Here is a 15,185-nt window from a genome sequence, read left to right as displayed (position 1 = left end):
GAGAGCAATGACCATCAAGGTAGCCATCAACGGTTACGGCCGCATCGGCCGCAACGTCCTGCGCGCGCATTACGAAAGCGGCAAAAAGAACGATATCCAGATCGTCGCCATCAACGACCTGGGTGATGCCAAGTCGAATGCGCACCTGACCCGCTACGACACCGCGCACGGCAAATTCCCCGGCACCGTGGAAGTCGATGGCGATTCGATGGTGGTCAACGGCGACCGTATCCGCGTGTTCGCGCAGCGCAACCCGGCCGAGATCCCATGGGGCGAACTCGGCGTGGACGTGGTGCTGGAATGCACCGGCTTCTTCACCACCAAGGAAAAGGCTTCGGCCCACCTGAAGGGCGGCGCGAAGAAGGTGATCATCTCCGCGCCGGGCGGCAAGGATGTGGACGCGACCATCGTCTATGGCGTGAACCAGTCGGTGCTGAAGGCTTCCGACACCGTGATCTCGAACGCCTCCTGCACCACCAACTGCCTGGCGCCGCTGGTTAAGCCGCTGCACGAGAAGATCGGCCTGGTCAACGGCCTGATGACCACGGTGCATGCCTACACCAACGACCAGGTGCTGACCGACGTGATGCATGAAGACCTGCGCCGCGCCCGTTCCGCCACGATGTCGATGATCCCGACCAAGACCGGCGCCGCCGCCGCGGTCGGCCTGGTGCTGCCGGAGCTCAACGGCAAGCTGGACGGCTACGCGATCCGCGTGCCGACCATCAATGTCTCCATCGTTGACCTGTCCTTCATCTCCGCGCGCGACACCACCGTTGACGAAATCAACGCGATCATGAAGGAAGCTTCGGAAGGCGCGCTGAAAGGCATCCTGACCTACAACACCGAGCCGCTGGTGTCGGTCGACTACAACCACAACCCGGCATCGTCGAACTTCGACGCCACGCTGACCAAGGTCTCGGGCCGCCTGGTGAAGGTGTCGTCCTGGTATGACAACGAATGGGGTTTCTCCAATCGCATGCTGGATACGACTGTCGCCCTCATGGCCGCCAAGTAAACCACGTAGCGTAGTCAGTCACGAAAACGCCCCGCAATGCGGGGCGTTTTTTCATGCGCGCCGGCTGCGCATGCCGCCGGCGCGCGTTTCCACCTCGGCCTGCAGAGCGCGGCGCAGACCCATCAGGAACATCGCCTCGGCAACCACGAACAGCGGCCCGATCAGCAGGCCGACGAGGTCGTCGACGAAGGCCGGTTTGCGGCCTTCCCAGTAATGCCCGATGAACTGGAATGCCCAGCCGACGATGAAGCAGCCCAGGCCGATGGCCAGCCAGACGCCGGTGCCCAGCGTCGCGCTCCACGCGCCGAACCACAGGATCGGCAGCATCAGCGCGGTCATGATCAAACCGAAGCCAAGGTCGAGCAGGAAGTAGAACACCAGCGCCGCCGCCGCGGCCACCAGCGCGGGCGACAGCACGATGCCGCCCAGATCGAATTGCGGGCGCGACAGCAGCGCCGTGATCGCAATCACGATCAGCGGTATGCCGATGAAATGGGTCGCGACATTGCGTGGGTCGCGGTGGTAGCTGGCGTATTGCGCGAGCTGCTCGGTCAGCGTTTTCATGATCGTCCCCGATGTAATGATTGTCGGATGCGGCGCATCCCGCGCTCATTGTGCGCCGGCGTGTCGGAAGGTCAAGGGTTTCGGCCTGGACAGGTCTCTTGCTGAGAACGCGCAATACCGTCGCCGCGGCACGGTGGTAGGGTCTGGTGTCCGACATCCATGCATCCATACGCAGGAGACCAGGCATGCACCGCGCTCCAATGCCGCATCCCGAACCCGAGCCGAACGAGGAAGACGACACCGTGCCCGAGCCGGGCGCGCCGGGACCGCTCGACGATCCCGTGCCGGACCACAATCCCGAGTTTGCCCGCTGAAGGGACGAATCCCATCATTCACATTCAGGAAACCATATGGCAGCAGTGACCTATACCAAGCTCGACTGGAAGGCGGAAGCGGATATTCAGCGTTTGCCCGATGGGAAATATCAGGGCGTGGTCCTCATGACCCGCACCGGCGCTGCCGACGCGGACAATGCGCCGCGCACTGTGGACACGCTATCCGACACGCCGGAAGAAGCGCTGGAAGAAGCCAAGGCGCTTGCGCATCGGCTGCTGGCGGGCGTGGGCGGCTGAGGTTCGGCGTAGCCCTGCGGGTCCTGCCAGCGGCGATTCAGCCGGACAGCTTGCCTTGCAGGTGCGCATCAAGCAGCGCGCGTTTCTGCACCCGCCGCAGGTACCACAGCAGCGCCACGGCAACCAGCCCGAGGCTGGCGCTGTTGCCGAGCCAGAAGCCGGCCGCGCCACGCACCGCCGCCGGCGCCAGGTGCAGCGGATCCAGACCCATCAGGTAGCCGCCGACCAGTCCCACGCCCCACAAGGCCACCGCGTACAGGATGGTCGGCACCACCGCCACCTTGTAGGCGCGCAGCACGAAGGCGGTGGTCACCTGCACCGAGTCGAACAGCTGGTAGAACGCGATGAAGAGAAACAGCGGCATGGCTGCGGCCATCACTGCCGCGTCCGGTGTGTAAGCGCGGATGATTGCGGCGCGAAACAGCCATACCAGCACGCCGACCGTAACCGAGGAGGCCGCCGCGAGCAGGATGCCGTCGCGGCCGATGCGACGCGCTTCCTCGAGCCTGCCCGCGCCGATGGACTGGGCCACCAGCGTGCCGGTGGCATTGGCGATCGACAGCGGCAGCATGTACAGCACCGTGCCGAAGTTGGCCGTGACCTGGTGCCCAGCCACGGCCACGGTGCCGATGCGCGCGATGAACAGCGCCATGAAGGTATAGGCGGTGACTTCGATCAGATACGACAAGCCCATCGGCACGCCCAGGCGCAGCAGCGCGCGCTGCGCCGGCCATTGCGGGGCCTCGAAGCCGCCGCCGAAGACCTTGAAGCTCTTGTAGAAGGCGTCGCGGCGCATCAGCATGAAACCCGCCAATAATGCAGCCCAGGCAACGATGGCCGTGGCCACCGCGCAGCCGGGACCGCCCATGCCATCGATGCCGAAGCCGCCGAAAATGAACAGCGCATTCAGCGGAAATTTCAGCAGCAGGCCGCCGACCTGGATCAGCATGATCGCTTTCGGCCGCGCTAAGGCGGTGTTGACCGATGCATAAATGCGAAAGCCGAGCGTTGCCGGCAACGCCAGCGCCAGGATGCGCAGATAGGAGCGCACCTTGTCCGACAGCGGCGGCTCGGCATGCGCCAGCTTCAGCAGGGGTTCGGGATACAGCAGCAGGGCAAAGCCAATCAGGCACAGGAACAGCGCCAGCCAGGCGCTCTGGCGGATCTCGAAGCCGATGCGCTCATAGCGCTTGGCGCCATACAGCTGCCCGACAATGGGCGAGACCGCCTGCAGCACGCCGGACAAGCCGACGAAGGAACTGACATAGATCGACGCGCCGACCGCGAGCGCGGCAAGGTCGGTCGAGGAAAAGCGTGACGTCATCGCGGTATCGATCACGCCGTTGGCGATCACCGCGAGCTGGCCGACCAGGAGCGGCCAGGCGAGCGCGGCGATACGGCCGCTGTGGTGACGGGTGCTTCCCCGCATCAGCGTCCTCCGACGCGGCGGTACAGACGGAAGCGTTCATCGCGGTCCGACGGACGTCGTCCTTCCCACAGCAGTTGCAGCCGGCTGTCTTCGTCGCGCTTCATTACCGGCGCATTGCCGCGGTCCTGCAGCAGCAGGTAGTCGCAACCGTCCTTGCCGAAACGGGAGAACTCGATCTTGCCGAAGTACGCGAACGAAGCCCGCTGCGCCGGGCCGACATTGGTGTCCACGCAAGCGCCTGATGCCGGCAGCTTTTCGCCGATCTGCTGCGCTACGCCCGCATAGCTCTTGCCGTAATTCAGCCAGGGCAGCCACAAGGTCATCAGCAGCAGCCAGCACAGGATCACGCCGCCGGAAGACAGCACCACCGCGCGCCACAGCACCGAGGGCTGGCGCGACAGGCGCCAGCGCACCACCAGGATCCAGCCGACCGTGGCGGCGAAAGCGATCAGGAAAGCGGTGAGATTGAACTCGGGCTTGAAGCCGGGCGCGAGCTTGAAGGCGTTGTGCGCGATCTTGGGCGGCCAGCCGGTTTCCTTGGCGATCCAGCCGATCCAGATGAAGGCGGCGCAGGTGCTCAGCGTCATCATCGCGAACCAGTCCACCGCGTTGATCGCGCCGCGTTTCATCGTCGGCAGGCCGAAGGCGCCGAGGATGGCCAATGGCGGCAGCAGCGGCAGCAGCAGACTTTCCTCGCCATGCGGATCGACGATGGCCAGCAGCGCGAAGCCGGCGCACACCGCCAGCGGCAGCGCGATATGCAGCGGATAGTGCTGCTTGCGCCATGCAAAAACGGCCCATGCGGCGAAGGGCCAGGCGGGCCAGGCGTACCAGATTTCGTACTTGAGGAAATAGCTGATCGTGTCCCAGCTCGGCAGCGCGACCTGGTCGGCGTTCCACGCCAGCCAGGCCAGCGTCGGATTGGTGTCGTAAGGGCGCAGCAGCATGTTGGCCACAGGCCAGGAGGCGCTGATTGCCAACGCCAGCGGCAGCGTCACCAGCAGCAGCCGTGCCAGCACATGGCGCCCCCGTGAAGGGGCAACGAACACCAGCATGCTCCACAGCGCCAGCGGCACCAGGTAGCCGCGGGTCAGTACCAAAAGGCCGAGCGTGACGCCCAGCGCAGCGGCCGAGCGCAGCGATTGCGATTCAAATACGCGCACGCCGGCATAGAAGCCGAAGCCGATCAGCGAGGTCTGCAGCGCTTCGGCAGTGGTTTCATGGCTGCGCAACAGCAGGCCGAGGCAGGCGAGGTAGATGAGCAGCGCGCCATCGGCCAGCGTGCGGCCGTAATCGCGCGCCTCCGGCTGTCCGCCGAAGGCCAGGCGCAGCGGCTGCGCTTCGGCGCGCCGGCCGAGCAGGTAGGTGGCATACCAGATCGACAGCGCGCCGATCACGAAGAAGCCGATGGTGGAAATGCGCGCGGCCAGCGCATCGCCGAGCAGCCAGCCGAACAGCTTGATGAACAGCGCGCCGAACCAGAACGCCAGCGGGCCTTCTCCGGGCACTGGCAGGCCGACGATATGCGGCAGCAGCCAGTCCTGCCAGCCGCCGTGCGCCATGGTCCACATGATGCCGAAGCCAGCCGCGTCATCGTTCTTCCACGGGTCGCGCCGGATCAGGCCGGGCAGGATGTAGAGCAGACACAGCGCCACGACGCTCCAGCGCGGGAGCGCGAGCGTTGCGGAGGCGGGGAGACGCACTGGCTTCATGAATGCTTGCGGGAATGGACGAGTTGTAGCGGGGCGGACATTGTGCCGCAAAACATGCCCATCAGTGTGTGGACATGCCATGCGTGCGGAAGGGCGCCGCAAATAAAAAAGGCAGCCGAAGCTGCCTTGATGATGCTGGCCTGGCGATTAGGCGCCTGCAACAGCGGTGCGCGAACCCACCTTGCCGAACTTCTGGCGGAATTTCTCGACGCGGCCGGCGGTATCGACGATCTTGTGCTGGCCGGTGAAGAACGGATGCGATTCCGAGGAAACCTCGATCTTCACGAGCGGATATTGCTTGCCGTTGAAGTCGATGGTGTCGCGGGTCGCGATGGTGGAGCGGGTGATGAACTTGAAGTCGCAGGACAGATCATGGAACACGACTTCGCGGTAATTCGGGTGGATGCTTTCTTTCATGGTTTCCTCGATAAGGGTCGGTAGCCAATCGTCACTTCGTCGGTCGCGCTGCTTCTTGACCCGATTGTCGATCACTTGCCGGAAATGGGGAGGCGGCATTATAGCCGGAAATGCCGGTGCGTAGGTTAAGCTGCCAAGCCCAACATGAAGCTCGAATCTCTGCGGACTTCCGCTGGGCTTCTTCCGTCAGAACGTTTGTGGCACGCGCGCATGTTGGGCTTCCTTCGTCAGCCCAACCTACGGATGGATGGGCTGGCGAATCAGGATCCGCCGCGGCGCATCATGTCGAAGAACTCGGCATTGTTCTTCGTGGCCTTCATCTTGTCGAGGATGAATTCCATTGCCTCGATCTCGTCCATGCCGTACAGCAGCTTCCTGAGCACCCAGATCTTCTGCAACTGGTCCGGCTTGATCAGCAGCTCTTCGCGGCGCGTGCCGGACTTGTTCAGGTTGATTGCCGGGTACACGCGCTTCTCGGCCAGACGACGCTCGAGATGCACTTCCATGTTGCCGGTGCCCTTGAATTCTTCGTAGATCACGTCATCCATGCGGCTGCCGGTCTCGATCAGCGCGGTAGCGATGATGGTCAGCGAGCCGCCTTCCTCGACGTTGCGCGCCGCGCCGAAGAAGCGCTTCGGGCGCTGCAGCGCATTGGCGTCCACGCCGCCGGTGAGCACCTTGCCCGATGCCGGGATGACGGTGTTATAGGCGCGCGCCAGACGGGTGATCGAGTCCAGCAGGATCACTACGTCCTTCTTCATCTCGACCAGGCGCTTGGCCTTCTCGAGCACCATCTCGGCCACTTGCACGTGGCGCGTGGCCGGTTCATCGAAGGTCGATGCCACGACTTCGCCGCGCACCGAGCGCTGCATCTCGGTCACTTCCTCGGGGCGCTCGTCGATCAGCAGCACGATCAGCACGATGTCCGGGTGATTCGCGGTGATCGCATGCGCGATGTGCTGCAGCATGACCGACTTGCCCGACTTCGGCGAGGCCACCAGCAGACCGCGCTGGCCCTTGCCGATCGGCGCGATCATGTCGATGATGCGGCCGGTGATGTTCTCTTCACCGCGCATCTCGCGCTCGAGGTGCAGCATGCGGTTCGGATGCAGCGGTGTCAGGTTCTCGAACAGAATCTTGTGTTTCGAGGCTTCCGGCGATTCGCCATTGACCTTGTCGACCTTCACCAGCGCGAAATAGCGCTCGCCATCCTTGGGCGTGCGCACTTCGCCTTCGATCGAGTCGCCGGTATGAAGATTGAAGCGGCGGATCTGCGACGGCGAAATGTAGATGTCGTCGGTGGAGGCCATGTAGCTCGCGTCCGGCGAGCGCAGGAAGCCGAAGCCATCGGGCAGCACTTCGAGTGCGCCGTCGCCGAAGATTTGCTCGCCTTGCTTGGCGCGCTTCTTCAGGATCGCGAACATCAGTTCCTGCTTGCGCATGCGCGCAGCATTGTCGATGTCCAGGCTGATTGCCATGTCCAGCAAGGCTGAGACGTGCAGCGCCTTGAGTTCAGATAAATGCATGTGTATGTGTGTCCCGGGACGGGAAATAAAAGGTGGGGGAGGGAACTGCGTGGAGTTGTCGGTTTTTTTGTTATTGACCGGCAGCGGCGCTCGGGGCGCCGCCGCCGGTTACAGCGGCATCAGATATTGCTGTCAATGAACGAGGTCAGTTGACCCTTGCCCAGCGCGCCGACCTTCTGCGCAGCGGCAACGCCGTTCTTGAAAAGGATCAGCGTCGGGATGCCGCGGATGCCGAAGCGGGCCGGGACGGCCTGGTTCGCGTCCACATCCAGTTTTGCGATCTGAATCTTGCCATCGTATTCCTTGGCGACTTCCTCGAGGATCGGAGCAATCATCTTGCACGGACCGCACCACTCGGCCCAGAAGTCGACCAGCACGGGCTTGTCGGATTTAATGACATCGGATTCGAAGGATGAGTCAGTGATGTATTTGATGTTTTCGCTCATGATTTCCTCTGGGGGGGATTAGGGATCAACGCTTCAGTACGGATTGCCATGCCGCTTGCGGCGTATCGTGGTGGATTCCCGCAAACACCGGCAACGGTCATCGACGGTGCGGGCTTACTGTGATTAACGCGGGATGGCAAGAGGTGCTGCGGCGGGGAATTGGGCAGATCATAACCGATTTTCATGAAAAGTGTGATGGCCGCGGCGAATTTGCGTTTGCCATTTTCCTTCACGCGTTGGCGGCTTTCGGTCGCGGCAATACGCGATTCTCCAACGATGCGCATGGCCTTCGGCTTGCGCGAGCGCAATCGGGCCGGCGAAAGCGCGCGTGCTGCTGCGGCAATGGCCGCGCCATGCATCCGGGCAGCATGATCCGGTTTGAATCCATGTGCCCGAAGGCGTTGAGTGAACTCAATCGCTGGCAAGGGGTTTTCCATTAAGGTAAGCGGCACTGTCAAGAGGAATAATCAAAACAAGATGCACCTGGTCGACCTCACCATGTTCTATCCGTCCGTGACCGGTGGGGTTGGCACCTATCTTTCGGCCAAGTCGCGATGGTTGCGCAGCCATACCGGCATACGCCACACCATCGTCGCGCCCGTGTCCCGCCGTAGCGAGATCGAAAAGCATGTGGTGTCGATTCCCGGCATGACAATACCCGGCAGCCATGGATACCGCATACCGTTGCCGCTACCCATGCCGGTGGCGTTGGCGCGGCGCGCGGTAGAGCGGCTCGAGCCGGATCTGGTCGAGGTGGGGGATCCGTATCAGTGTGCCTGGAGCGGTCTGCAGGCGAGTCGTCGTCTCGGCGTGCCGGCGGTGGCTTTCTATCATTCGGATTTGCCGGTGCTTGTCGGGCAGCGTTTCGGCCGCATTGCCAAACGCGCCGCCACCCGCTATGTCGCTTCTCTGTATCCACACTTTGATCTCGTGCTTACTCCCAGCGCATGCATGGTCGCCAAGCTCAGAAAGCTCGGCATTACGCGGGTGGAACGGCAGCCGTTGGGCGTGGATACGAAGGTCTTCGCGCCCGAGCATGCGCATGCGGACTTGCGCGCGAAGCTGGGTCTGGGCGCGGATACGCGGCTTCTGGTCTACGCTGGACGCTTTTCGCGCGAGAAGCGATTGCCCCTCTTGATGCAGGCCGTGCGTCGACTCGGCAAGCCTTATCATCTGCTCGTCATTGGCAGCGGCCCCGAACTGACGAGCTTCCCACAGCTCACGCGTCTGCCGTTTCAACGGGAGCCGGCCCGGCTGGCGGCTTTGATCGGCGGCTGCGATCTGTTCGTGCATCCGGGTGACAAGGAAACCTTCGGCATGGTCGCGCTGGAAGCAATGGCCTGCGGCGTGCCTGTGCTCGGCGTGAATGCTGGCGGTGTGGCCGAGCTGGTTGACGGGCAGTCGGGCATGCTGGTCGAGCCGGGCAGCGTCGATGCGCTGGCGCAGGGCATCGAAGATATCTACCGGCGCGATATGCGCAGTCTGGGTGCCATGGCGCGTGAACGCATGCTGTGCCATTACGACTGGAGCCGGGTCATGCCGCAGCTGATCCACCATTACTCCAGCCTGGTTGGGGCAAATCAGCATGCCGCGCTGGAAGTGCGGCCGCGCTATGCGATCGATTGAAGCGCCGCGCGCGCTGTGCGTATCGATTCATGATGTCGCGCCAGCCACCTGGGAGCTGTGCGTGAAGCTGTTCGACGCGATCCGTGATGTGGCCGACATCCCCGTGACGCTTCTGGTCGTACCTGCCTATCATCATCGCGAGGAAGCGCCGCCGACCTATCTGCGCGCCCTGGAGCAACGCCTCAATCGCGGCGACGAGCTGGCGCTGCACGGCTATGTGCATCTCGACGAGGGGCCGCCGCCGCGCGGCTGGCGCGAGCGCTATGCGCGCCGGGTGTACACCACCAGCGAGGGCGAATTCGCGGCGCTGTCAGCCGAGGATGCGCAACGCAAGCTCGACATGGGCATGGAATGGTTCGCGCATCGCGGCTGGCCAGTGCAGGGTTTCGTGCCGCCGGCATGGCTGATGGGCGATGGCGCCTGGCAAGCGCTGCGACGCTTTCCGTTTCTTTACGCCACTACCTGGAGCCATTTTCATCTGCTCCCATCCGGCGCTGCGCTCAAGGCGCCGAGCCTGGTCTACAGCAGTCGCAATGCATGGGGCAGGGAATTGTCGCGCCAGCTTGCCGGATGGTCCGCGGGACTGATCAGCGATGCGCCACTGGCCAGGCTCAGCCTGCATCCGCGCGACGCGCTGTATCCGCGCACCGTTTCCCACTTTCAGCAATTGATGCGGCGTCTGCTCAAGCGACGGCAGGCAATGACCAAGGCCGATTTCGCCAAAGCCTGGCTTGGCGCATCGGCAGTGGGCGACATGAAGTAAAATCCAGGGCCCGACTGGCCGGCAATGGCAAGCGGACCGAATATTGACCAGCATTGTTGACCGCCACTATAGTCTCGCGATGATTTCCGACTTCGATACCCTTGCCGAAAAGCTCGGCCGGCTGGCGCAACTGGCGCACGGCTTGCGTCAGCAAAAGACCACCCTGCAACGGCAGGTCGATGCGCTCAATGCCGAGATGCGCCAGCGCATCGACACCCTGAATGCCGAGCATCATCAGCGCGTCGAAGCGCTGCATGCCGAGTCGGGTCGCCGCGTGGCCGCGGTAACAAGCGAGATGCAGGGCCGCATCGACGCGATCACCGCCGATATGCAGGGTCGCATCGATGCCGTCACGGCCGATATGCAAGGGCGCATCGACCGCATCAGCGCGGACATGCAGGCACGCATTGATGCGCTCAGCACCGAGAATGCCGATCTGCACGCGCGCATGAATGAAGCGCAGGCACGCGTGATCGCGCTGCTCGACAAGCTGCCCGTGCCCCCTGAACCCGAGCCTGATCCGAACGCCGAGGCGCAGGACGAAACCCAGCAAGAGACTCAGCACGATAGGGAAGCGGTATGAGCCAGTTGAACGTCACTATCCTTGGCCAACCTTTCATGCTGGCATGTCGCGAGGGGGAAGAGGAGGCGCTGCGCATGGCAGTCAGTTATCTCGACCAGCGCATGCGCACGATACGCGATGCCGGCAAGGTCAAGGGCAACGACCGCATCGCCGTGATCGCTGCGCTCGGCATTGCCGCCGAGCTGCTTGCAACGAAGGCGCCGAATGGCCCGTTCTCGGGGCAAACGATGGCCGAAGTGAAGCAGAAGATCGATGCCATGCACGCGCTGCTCGACAGTACGCTTGCAGCCGATTAAGTCATCGGATTTTTTTCGCAAACGGCCTTTGACATGCCACAGGATTGGAGTAGACTTAGCTCCTCCTGCCGTGTTCGCCATGCCATATATTCCTTGAACCATTTATGTGCATAGGTTGCGGAATATTGTTTGACGGGTGTGAGCGTCGCTAGTCCGATGAACCCGAAGTTGAACTGACTGTGACCGCCTTGAACCGTAAGGTTCGGGATGCCGGCAAAGCGGCACAGGCGGGACTTAATTCGAAGCGGCTGCATTTGAGAATGCAGCCGCTTTTTTATTGCCCGGATGAGTTGCTCATCCGTTCGTTCTTCTCATTGGCTGACATGCGACATAGGCGACACAGCCTTGCGCAGGGCGCGGGGAGGCGCCCTTATCCATGAACCGCAACCGGCAATACTGGCTGATGAAATCCGAGCCGGAGGAAGTCAGCATCGATGATGCGCTGGCCGCGCCCGATGGCGTGGTGGCCTGGACCGGCGTGCGCAATTACCAGGCGCGCAATTTCATGCGCGATGCAATGCGCATAGGCGATGGCGTGCTGTTCTATCACTCGGGTTGCGCCGAGCCAGGTATCGCCGGCGTTGCAGAGGTTGCGAGCACGGCGTATCCCGATCCGACCCAGTTCGATGCTTCCAGCATCTATCACGATCCGAAGTCCACGCAGGAACAGCCGCGCTGGATGCTGGTGGATGTACGCGCCATACGCAAGACGCGGCTGTTGTCCCTCTTCGAAATGAAGGCCGATCCAGCGCTGGCAGACATGCTGGTGCTTCGACGCGGCAACCGGTTGTCCATTACGCCAGTTGAGCCGGCGCATTGGCAGCGCATTCTGCAGCTTCTGGGTTGAAGCCGCGCATATCCGCTTTGCCATCCCTCCATCCATCGTTTGACTTGTAGCATGCCCGGGCGTTGCAACGCCGGCCAATTGACTGTTACGCAGGGAGGACGGCGTCTTGAATCACGCTTCCGCAGCGTCTAGTGGCGGTCCATTCCCTTAGTCTCGCTTTGCTTGCTGACGCCGTTCCTGCATAGCGTAGCGGAGAAAACGATATGAAACGATGCATGCAAAGAGCCGGCATAGTCATTGCCGCCCTATTGACTGCCAGCCTCACTTTCAATGCAGCGGCAGAGCAGAATGCGGCAGCCGGTACCGGCCTGCGCAGCAATCCGTTCGGTGTCGTATCCGGCACGGTGCAACCGAAAGAGGCTGCTGTGACAATGAGAACCGTCAGAGCTGGCGCATCGGCAAATGCAGGCACGCTCGCATGGAACAAGCAGGTCAGGTTTGAATTCGTCAATGGCACCAACGGGCAAAAGCCCGACGATCAGGTGTACTGGGCCATCATTGGCAAGGACAAGAAGGGGAAGTTTGTGCACGTCGATCTGTCGGGCAAACTGGTGCCGATGACGCTCGAGGATAACAAGCTCTACAGCCCTCGCGACGGTGGCTTCTATGCGAATTACTTCCATACCTTGGCCGAGGCCAAGACCATCACCCTGCCACCCATTGATTCAGCGCGCATCTTCTTCAGCATCGGCGAGCCGATGTACATCAAGGTCAACAAGGATGTGAAGGGCGACATCGCCTATGCCGGCGCCAATATTGAAAATCCGACCGACCCGAATCAGAAGGTGATCTTCGACTTCATCGAGATGGCCATCGTCGAGGACAAGGGTATCTACATCAATACCACGCGCGTCGACCACTTCGGCTTCCCGATCCGCCTGCGCCTGCAGGGCGCCGATGGCTTTGATGGCGAGGTCGGCGAGCCGCTGACCGAGTCGCGCGATGAACTGTTCCGCAAGTTCACTGCCGAAGTGCCCAGCGAATTCAAGCGCCTGGCCCAGCCGCCGTATCGCATCATCGCGCCGGCGCATGGCGATTTCCACGATGGCCGTAACGAGGCGAACTATCTGGCGCGGTATATCGATGCGGTGTGGGAGAAGTACAGGGATGGCGTTGAAGATCTCGTCTTTGCCAATTCACAAAACATGAAGTTTCGCGGATCGGTAAAGGATGGCGAGTTCGTTTTCCACGATGAAGGCGACGATCCTGAAAAGCCAAAGTACACCTACCGCATCAAGCGCAAGCCCACGACTGCTGAAGCCCTGCTCGGCAATGGCGTGCTGGATGACGCGAGTGGAACGCAAAACGACATCGAATACAGGAACCAGCTGCATATCCAGGCGCAATTATGCGCCGCGCTCAATCGCCATGTCGCGGAAACGCCCGAGAAGTGGTCGGACAAATCCGCCTACTACCCAAGCGACTCGGCCGCAAACTGGTATTCGAAGTTCTGGCATGACCACAATCTGCATGGCCTGAGCTACGGGTTTGCGTATGACGACGTCTGGGATGCCAGCGCCTCGCTGCATCACACCGCGCCCACCACCGCAACCATCACCATAGGCTGGTAATCGGGGCGCCTCACATGCGGCTCGCCGCGTTTCCTGACGCGGCATCGCGGCCATGCCGTTGGTAGGCAACATAGAGCAGCACCAAGCCGAGCACGATCATCGGCACTGACAGCATCTGACCCGCGGAGATCGTGATGCCCGCGAAGTGCACGTCATAGTCCGGCGTGCGGAAGTACTCGGTGAAGAAGCGCGCGCAGCCATAGCCAAGCGCAAACACGCCGGACACTGCCAGCCGCGGCCGCGGCTTCCTGGCAAACAGCCACAACACGATGAACAGCAGCAGTCCATCGACCAGCGCCTGATAGATCGGCGAAGGATGGCGCGGCAGGTTGTCGACATTCGGCCAGATCATGGCCCAGGGCAGCGAAGGATCGGCGACCCGACCCGGCAGCTCGGCATTGATGAAGTTGCCGATGCGCCCGCAGGCATACCCAAGCGGCACCATCGGCGCGATGAAGTCCATGATGTCCATGAGCTTGCGGCCATGGCGCCTGCCCCACAGCCACATCGCCAGCATCACGCCGAGAAAGCCGCCATGGAAGGACATGCCGCCCTTCCATACCGCGAAGATCTGCGATGGATTCGAGAAGTAATAGACCGGGTGATAGAACAGCACTTCGCCGAGCCGTCCACCGATCACCACGCCAAGCACGCCATAGAACAGCATGTCGTCGAGGTCTTCGTTCCTCCACCCGGCCGCGGCGATATGCGGCTGCTTCACGCGCATGCGCCCCAGGCCGATGAACAGCAGGAAGGCCAGCAGATACATCAGGCCGTACCAGCGAATGGCAATCGGGCCGATTGCAATCGCAACCGGGTCGGGCATCGGGTGAATCAGCATAGGGATTTCTTTCTCAGCAGTTGCAGGAAGGCGCGCAGTACCGGGGAGTCATTGTCGCGGCGCCAGGCCAGTCCGGTCTCGATGATCGCCGCGGGCCCGGCAAGCGCGCGGTATTCTACGCCGGGCCGTTTCAAATTGGACACCGATTGTGGCACAAGCGCGATGCCCATGCCGGCCGAGACAAGGCCGACGATGGTTTGCATCTGTATCGCTTCCTGTCCGATCAAAGGCACGATGCCGGCATGCCGGTAGCAGCCGAGTATCGCGTCATGAAAGGACGGCGCGATGCGACGCGGGAACACGATCAGCGGCATGTCGGCCACTGCGTGCAGCGGCAGCGGTCCATACGTGTCGAGCGCGGCGAGGCCCTGCGGCGCGGCAAGCATCAAAGGTTCGGACAGCACCGGCGCATAGTCGAGCTCGGCTTTCATGCGCTCGGGCAGCGGCGCAATCATCAGGCCCACATCGATCGTGCCGCGCGACAGCTCATCGAGCTGCAGATCCGTGGTGGCTTCTTTCAATTCGAAATGCACTCCGGGATAGGCGGCCCGAAACTCCTGCAGGAAATGCGGCAGCACGCTGTAGTCGGCAGTGGAAACGAAAGCCAGCGCGAGCCGGCCGGATTCGCCAGCAGCAGCGCGGCGCGCCAGGTCGGGCAGTGCCGCCGCTTCCTGCAGCAGCCGGCGCGCCTGCGGCAGCAGCGCCGCGCCCGCCGGGGTTAGGGTGACGCTGCGGCTGGTGCGTGCAAACAGCGGCGTGCCGATCGCGGTTTCCAACGCTTGTATCGTCTGCGACAGCGGCGGTTGCGTCATGTGCAGGCGCTGCGCGGCCCGGCCGAAATGCATTTCCTCGGCCACGGTGACGAAATAGCGCAATTGCCGCAGTTCGAGGTTCATTGATATGCGATCCGTATCAATCAAAGGCGAATGATATATTTGACGGCGCAGTGCAGGCAAGGCAATGTAGGCGCCTCA

At 62.4% G+C, this 15,185-nt stretch carries 18 protein-coding genes and 1 other RNA gene; 10 read left to right on the top strand and 9 right to left on the bottom strand.

What is annotated here, in order from left to right; all coding sequences use genetic code 11:
- The first annotated feature begins 7 nt into the window (after nt 1–7).
- Complete coding sequence (gene gap / locus JJB74_RS22730) at nt 8–1,018, top strand: type I glyceraldehyde-3-phosphate dehydrogenase (protein ID WP_200595745.1); 1,011 nt, start codon at nt 8–10, stop codon at nt 1,016–1,018.
- Between the two features lie 51 nt (nt 1,019–1,069).
- On the opposite strand, the gene JJB74_RS22725 is transcribed toward gap, so the two are convergent.
- Complete coding sequence (locus JJB74_RS22725) at nt 1,070–1,582, bottom strand: Mpo1 family 2-hydroxy fatty acid dioxygenase (protein WP_200595743.1); 513 nt, start codon at nt 1,580–1,582, stop codon at nt 1,070–1,072.
- Between the two features lie 185 nt (nt 1,583–1,767).
- Between JJB74_RS22725 and JJB74_RS33705 the strand changes: the two genes are divergently transcribed.
- On the top strand, nt 1,768–1,896 hold the full coding sequence (locus tag JJB74_RS33705) for a hypothetical protein (protein ID WP_267913183.1): 129 nt from the start codon (nt 1,768–1,770) through the stop codon (nt 1,894–1,896).
- Between the two features lie 36 nt (nt 1,897–1,932).
- Entirely contained in the window at nt 1,933–2,154 is a 222-nt protein-coding gene (locus JJB74_RS22720) for a hypothetical protein (protein ID WP_200595742.1), read from the top strand.
- A 37-nt stretch (nt 2,155–2,191) separates the two neighbouring features.
- Here JJB74_RS22720 and JJB74_RS22715 read toward each other — a convergent pair whose 3' ends face one another.
- The 6 genes from JJB74_RS22715 to JJB74_RS22690 form a co-directional block, all read right to left on the bottom strand.
- Nucleotides 2,192–3,583 carry an MATE family efflux transporter gene (locus JJB74_RS22715; RefSeq protein WP_200595740.1) on the bottom strand — a complete coding sequence of 464 codons (1,392 nt, stop codon included), beginning with the start codon at nt 3,581–3,583 and terminating at the stop codon, nt 2,192–2,194.
- A complete protein-coding gene (locus tag JJB74_RS22710; RefSeq protein ID WP_200595738.1) occupies nt 3,583–5,295 on the bottom strand; it encodes an ArnT family glycosyltransferase in 1,713 nt (570 codons plus the stop codon). Before JJB74_RS22710 ends, JJB74_RS22715 begins: the two co-directional genes overlap by 1 nt.
- A gap of 147 nt (nt 5,296–5,442) precedes the next feature.
- Nucleotides 5,443–5,712, bottom strand: coding sequence for a type B 50S ribosomal protein L31 (locus tag JJB74_RS22705; protein WP_200595736.1), 270 nt, complete (start codon nt 5,710–5,712; stop codon nt 5,443–5,445).
- Nucleotides 5,713–5,972: 260 nt separating this feature from the next.
- Nucleotides 5,973–7,238: a transcription termination factor Rho gene (gene rho, locus JJB74_RS22700; RefSeq protein WP_200595735.1), complete on the bottom strand. Its 1,266-nt coding sequence runs from the start codon at nt 7,236–7,238 to the stop codon at nt 5,973–5,975.
- 119 nt (nt 7,239–7,357) lie between these two features.
- A complete protein-coding gene (gene trxA / locus JJB74_RS22695; protein ID WP_200595733.1) occupies nt 7,358–7,684 on the bottom strand; it encodes a thioredoxin TrxA in 327 nt (108 codons plus the stop codon).
- Nucleotides 7,681–8,109, bottom strand: coding sequence for a hypothetical protein (locus JJB74_RS22690; protein ID WP_200595731.1), 429 nt, complete (start codon nt 8,107–8,109; stop codon nt 7,681–7,683). Before JJB74_RS22690 ends, trxA begins: the two co-directional genes overlap by 4 nt.
- Before the next feature lie 52 nt (nt 8,110–8,161).
- Between JJB74_RS22690 and JJB74_RS22685 the strand changes: the two genes are divergently transcribed.
- The 7 genes from JJB74_RS22685 to JJB74_RS22655 all read left to right on the top strand — a co-directional run bounded on the left by JJB74_RS22685 (nt 8,162) and on the right by JJB74_RS22655 (nt 13,370).
- Nucleotides 8,162–9,310 (top strand): glycosyltransferase family 4 protein, encoded by a 1,149-nt coding sequence (locus tag JJB74_RS22685; RefSeq protein WP_200595729.1) that lies wholly within the window; start codon nt 8,162–8,164, stop codon nt 9,308–9,310.
- A complete protein-coding gene (locus JJB74_RS22680) occupies nt 9,297–10,073 on the top strand; it encodes a DUF2334 domain-containing protein (protein ID WP_200595727.1) in 777 nt (258 codons plus the stop codon). The genes JJB74_RS22685 and JJB74_RS22680 overlap by 14 nt, the downstream gene beginning before the upstream one ends.
- A 43-nt stretch (nt 10,074–10,116) precedes the next feature.
- Nucleotides 10,117–10,656, top strand: a complete 540-nt coding sequence (locus tag JJB74_RS22675) for a hypothetical protein (RefSeq protein WP_200595725.1) — start codon at nt 10,117–10,119, stop codon at nt 10,654–10,656.
- Nucleotides 10,653–10,952: a cell division protein ZapA gene (locus JJB74_RS22670; RefSeq protein WP_200595724.1), complete on the top strand. Its 300-nt coding sequence runs from the start codon at nt 10,653–10,655 to the stop codon at nt 10,950–10,952. The genes JJB74_RS22675 and JJB74_RS22670 overlap by 4 nt, the downstream gene beginning before the upstream one ends.
- A gap of 59 nt (nt 10,953–11,011) precedes the next feature.
- Nucleotides 11,012–11,190: non-coding RNA, 6S RNA (ssrS, locus tag JJB74_RS22665), on the top strand.
- Between the two features lie 138 nt (nt 11,191–11,328).
- A complete protein-coding gene (locus JJB74_RS22660; protein ID WP_200595722.1) occupies nt 11,329–11,799 on the top strand; it encodes an EVE domain-containing protein in 471 nt (156 codons plus the stop codon).
- A gap of 215 nt (nt 11,800–12,014) precedes the next feature.
- On the top strand, nt 12,015–13,370 hold the full coding sequence (locus tag JJB74_RS22655) for a glycoside hydrolase family 64 protein (RefSeq protein ID WP_200595720.1): 1,356 nt from the start codon (nt 12,015–12,017) through the stop codon (nt 13,368–13,370).
- A 10-nt stretch (nt 13,371–13,380) separates the two neighbouring features.
- On the opposite strand, the gene lgt is transcribed toward JJB74_RS22655, so the two are convergent.
- On the bottom strand, nt 13,381–14,211 hold the full coding sequence (gene lgt, locus JJB74_RS22650; RefSeq protein ID WP_200595718.1) for a prolipoprotein diacylglyceryl transferase: 831 nt from the start codon (nt 14,209–14,211) through the stop codon (nt 13,381–13,383).
- A complete protein-coding gene (locus tag JJB74_RS22645; RefSeq protein ID WP_200595717.1) occupies nt 14,205–15,107 on the bottom strand; it encodes a LysR family transcriptional regulator in 903 nt (300 codons plus the stop codon). Before JJB74_RS22645 ends, lgt begins: the two co-directional genes overlap by 7 nt.
- Between the last annotated feature and the right edge of the window lie 78 nt (nt 15,108–15,185).

Origin of the sequence: Noviherbaspirillum pedocola (assembly GCF_016632335.1) — a bacterium.
In the GTDB taxonomy this organism is placed as follows: domain Bacteria; phylum Pseudomonadota; class Gammaproteobacteria; order Burkholderiales; family Burkholderiaceae_D; genus Noviherbaspirillum_A; species Noviherbaspirillum_A pedocola.
The sequence above is the reverse complement of the archived record's forward strand: the minus strand, read 5'-3'. Positions and strand labels throughout refer to the sequence as shown.

What these genes read in the sequence shown, in the direction of transcription:
- JJB74_RS22720 (WP_200595742.1), top strand. Translation starts at nt 1,933, where the DNA reads ATGGCAGCAGTGACCTATACCAAGCTCGACTGGAAGGCGGAAGCGGAT.
- trxA (WP_200595733.1), bottom strand. Translation starts at nt 7,684, where the DNA reads ATGAGCGAAAACATCAAATACATCACTGACTCATCCTTCGAATCCGAT.
- JJB74_RS22670 (WP_200595724.1), top strand. Translation starts at nt 10,653, where the DNA reads ATGAGCCAGTTGAACGTCACTATCCTTGGCCAACCTTTCATGCTGGCA.
- lgt (WP_200595718.1), bottom strand. Translation starts at nt 14,211, where the DNA reads ATGCTGATTCACCCGATGCCCGACCCGGTTGCGATTGCAATCGGCCCG.
- JJB74_RS22710 (WP_200595738.1), bottom strand. Translation starts at nt 5,295, where the DNA reads ATGAAGCCAGTGCGTCTCCCCGCCTCCGCAACGCTCGCGCTCCCGCGC.
- rho (WP_200595735.1), bottom strand. Translation starts at nt 7,238, where the DNA reads ATGCATTTATCTGAACTCAAGGCGCTGCACGTCTCAGCCTTGCTGGAC.
- JJB74_RS22645 (WP_200595717.1), bottom strand. Translation starts at nt 15,107, where the DNA reads ATGAACCTCGAACTGCGGCAATTGCGCTATTTCGTCACCGTGGCCGAG.
- JJB74_RS22715 (WP_200595740.1), bottom strand. Translation starts at nt 3,583, where the DNA reads ATGCGGGGAAGCACCCGTCACCACAGCGGCCGTATCGCCGCGCTCGCC.
- JJB74_RS22725 (WP_200595743.1), bottom strand. Translation starts at nt 1,582, where the DNA reads ATGAAAACGCTGACCGAGCAGCTCGCGCAATACGCCAGCTACCACCGC.
- JJB74_RS22705 (WP_200595736.1), bottom strand. Translation starts at nt 5,712, where the DNA reads ATGAAAGAAAGCATCCACCCGAATTACCGCGAAGTCGTGTTCCATGAT.
- JJB74_RS22655 (WP_200595720.1), top strand. Translation starts at nt 12,015, where the DNA reads ATGCAAAGAGCCGGCATAGTCATTGCCGCCCTATTGACTGCCAGCCTC.
- gap (WP_200595745.1), top strand. Translation starts at nt 8, where the DNA reads ATGACCATCAAGGTAGCCATCAACGGTTACGGCCGCATCGGCCGCAAC.
- JJB74_RS22680 (WP_200595727.1), top strand. Translation starts at nt 9,297, where the DNA reads ATGCGATCGATTGAAGCGCCGCGCGCGCTGTGCGTATCGATTCATGAT.
- JJB74_RS22685 (WP_200595729.1), top strand. Translation starts at nt 8,162, where the DNA reads ATGCACCTGGTCGACCTCACCATGTTCTATCCGTCCGTGACCGGTGGG.
- JJB74_RS33705 (WP_267913183.1), top strand. Translation starts at nt 1,768, where the DNA reads ATGCACCGCGCTCCAATGCCGCATCCCGAACCCGAGCCGAACGAGGAA.
- JJB74_RS22660 (WP_200595722.1), top strand. Translation starts at nt 11,329, where the DNA reads ATGAACCGCAACCGGCAATACTGGCTGATGAAATCCGAGCCGGAGGAA.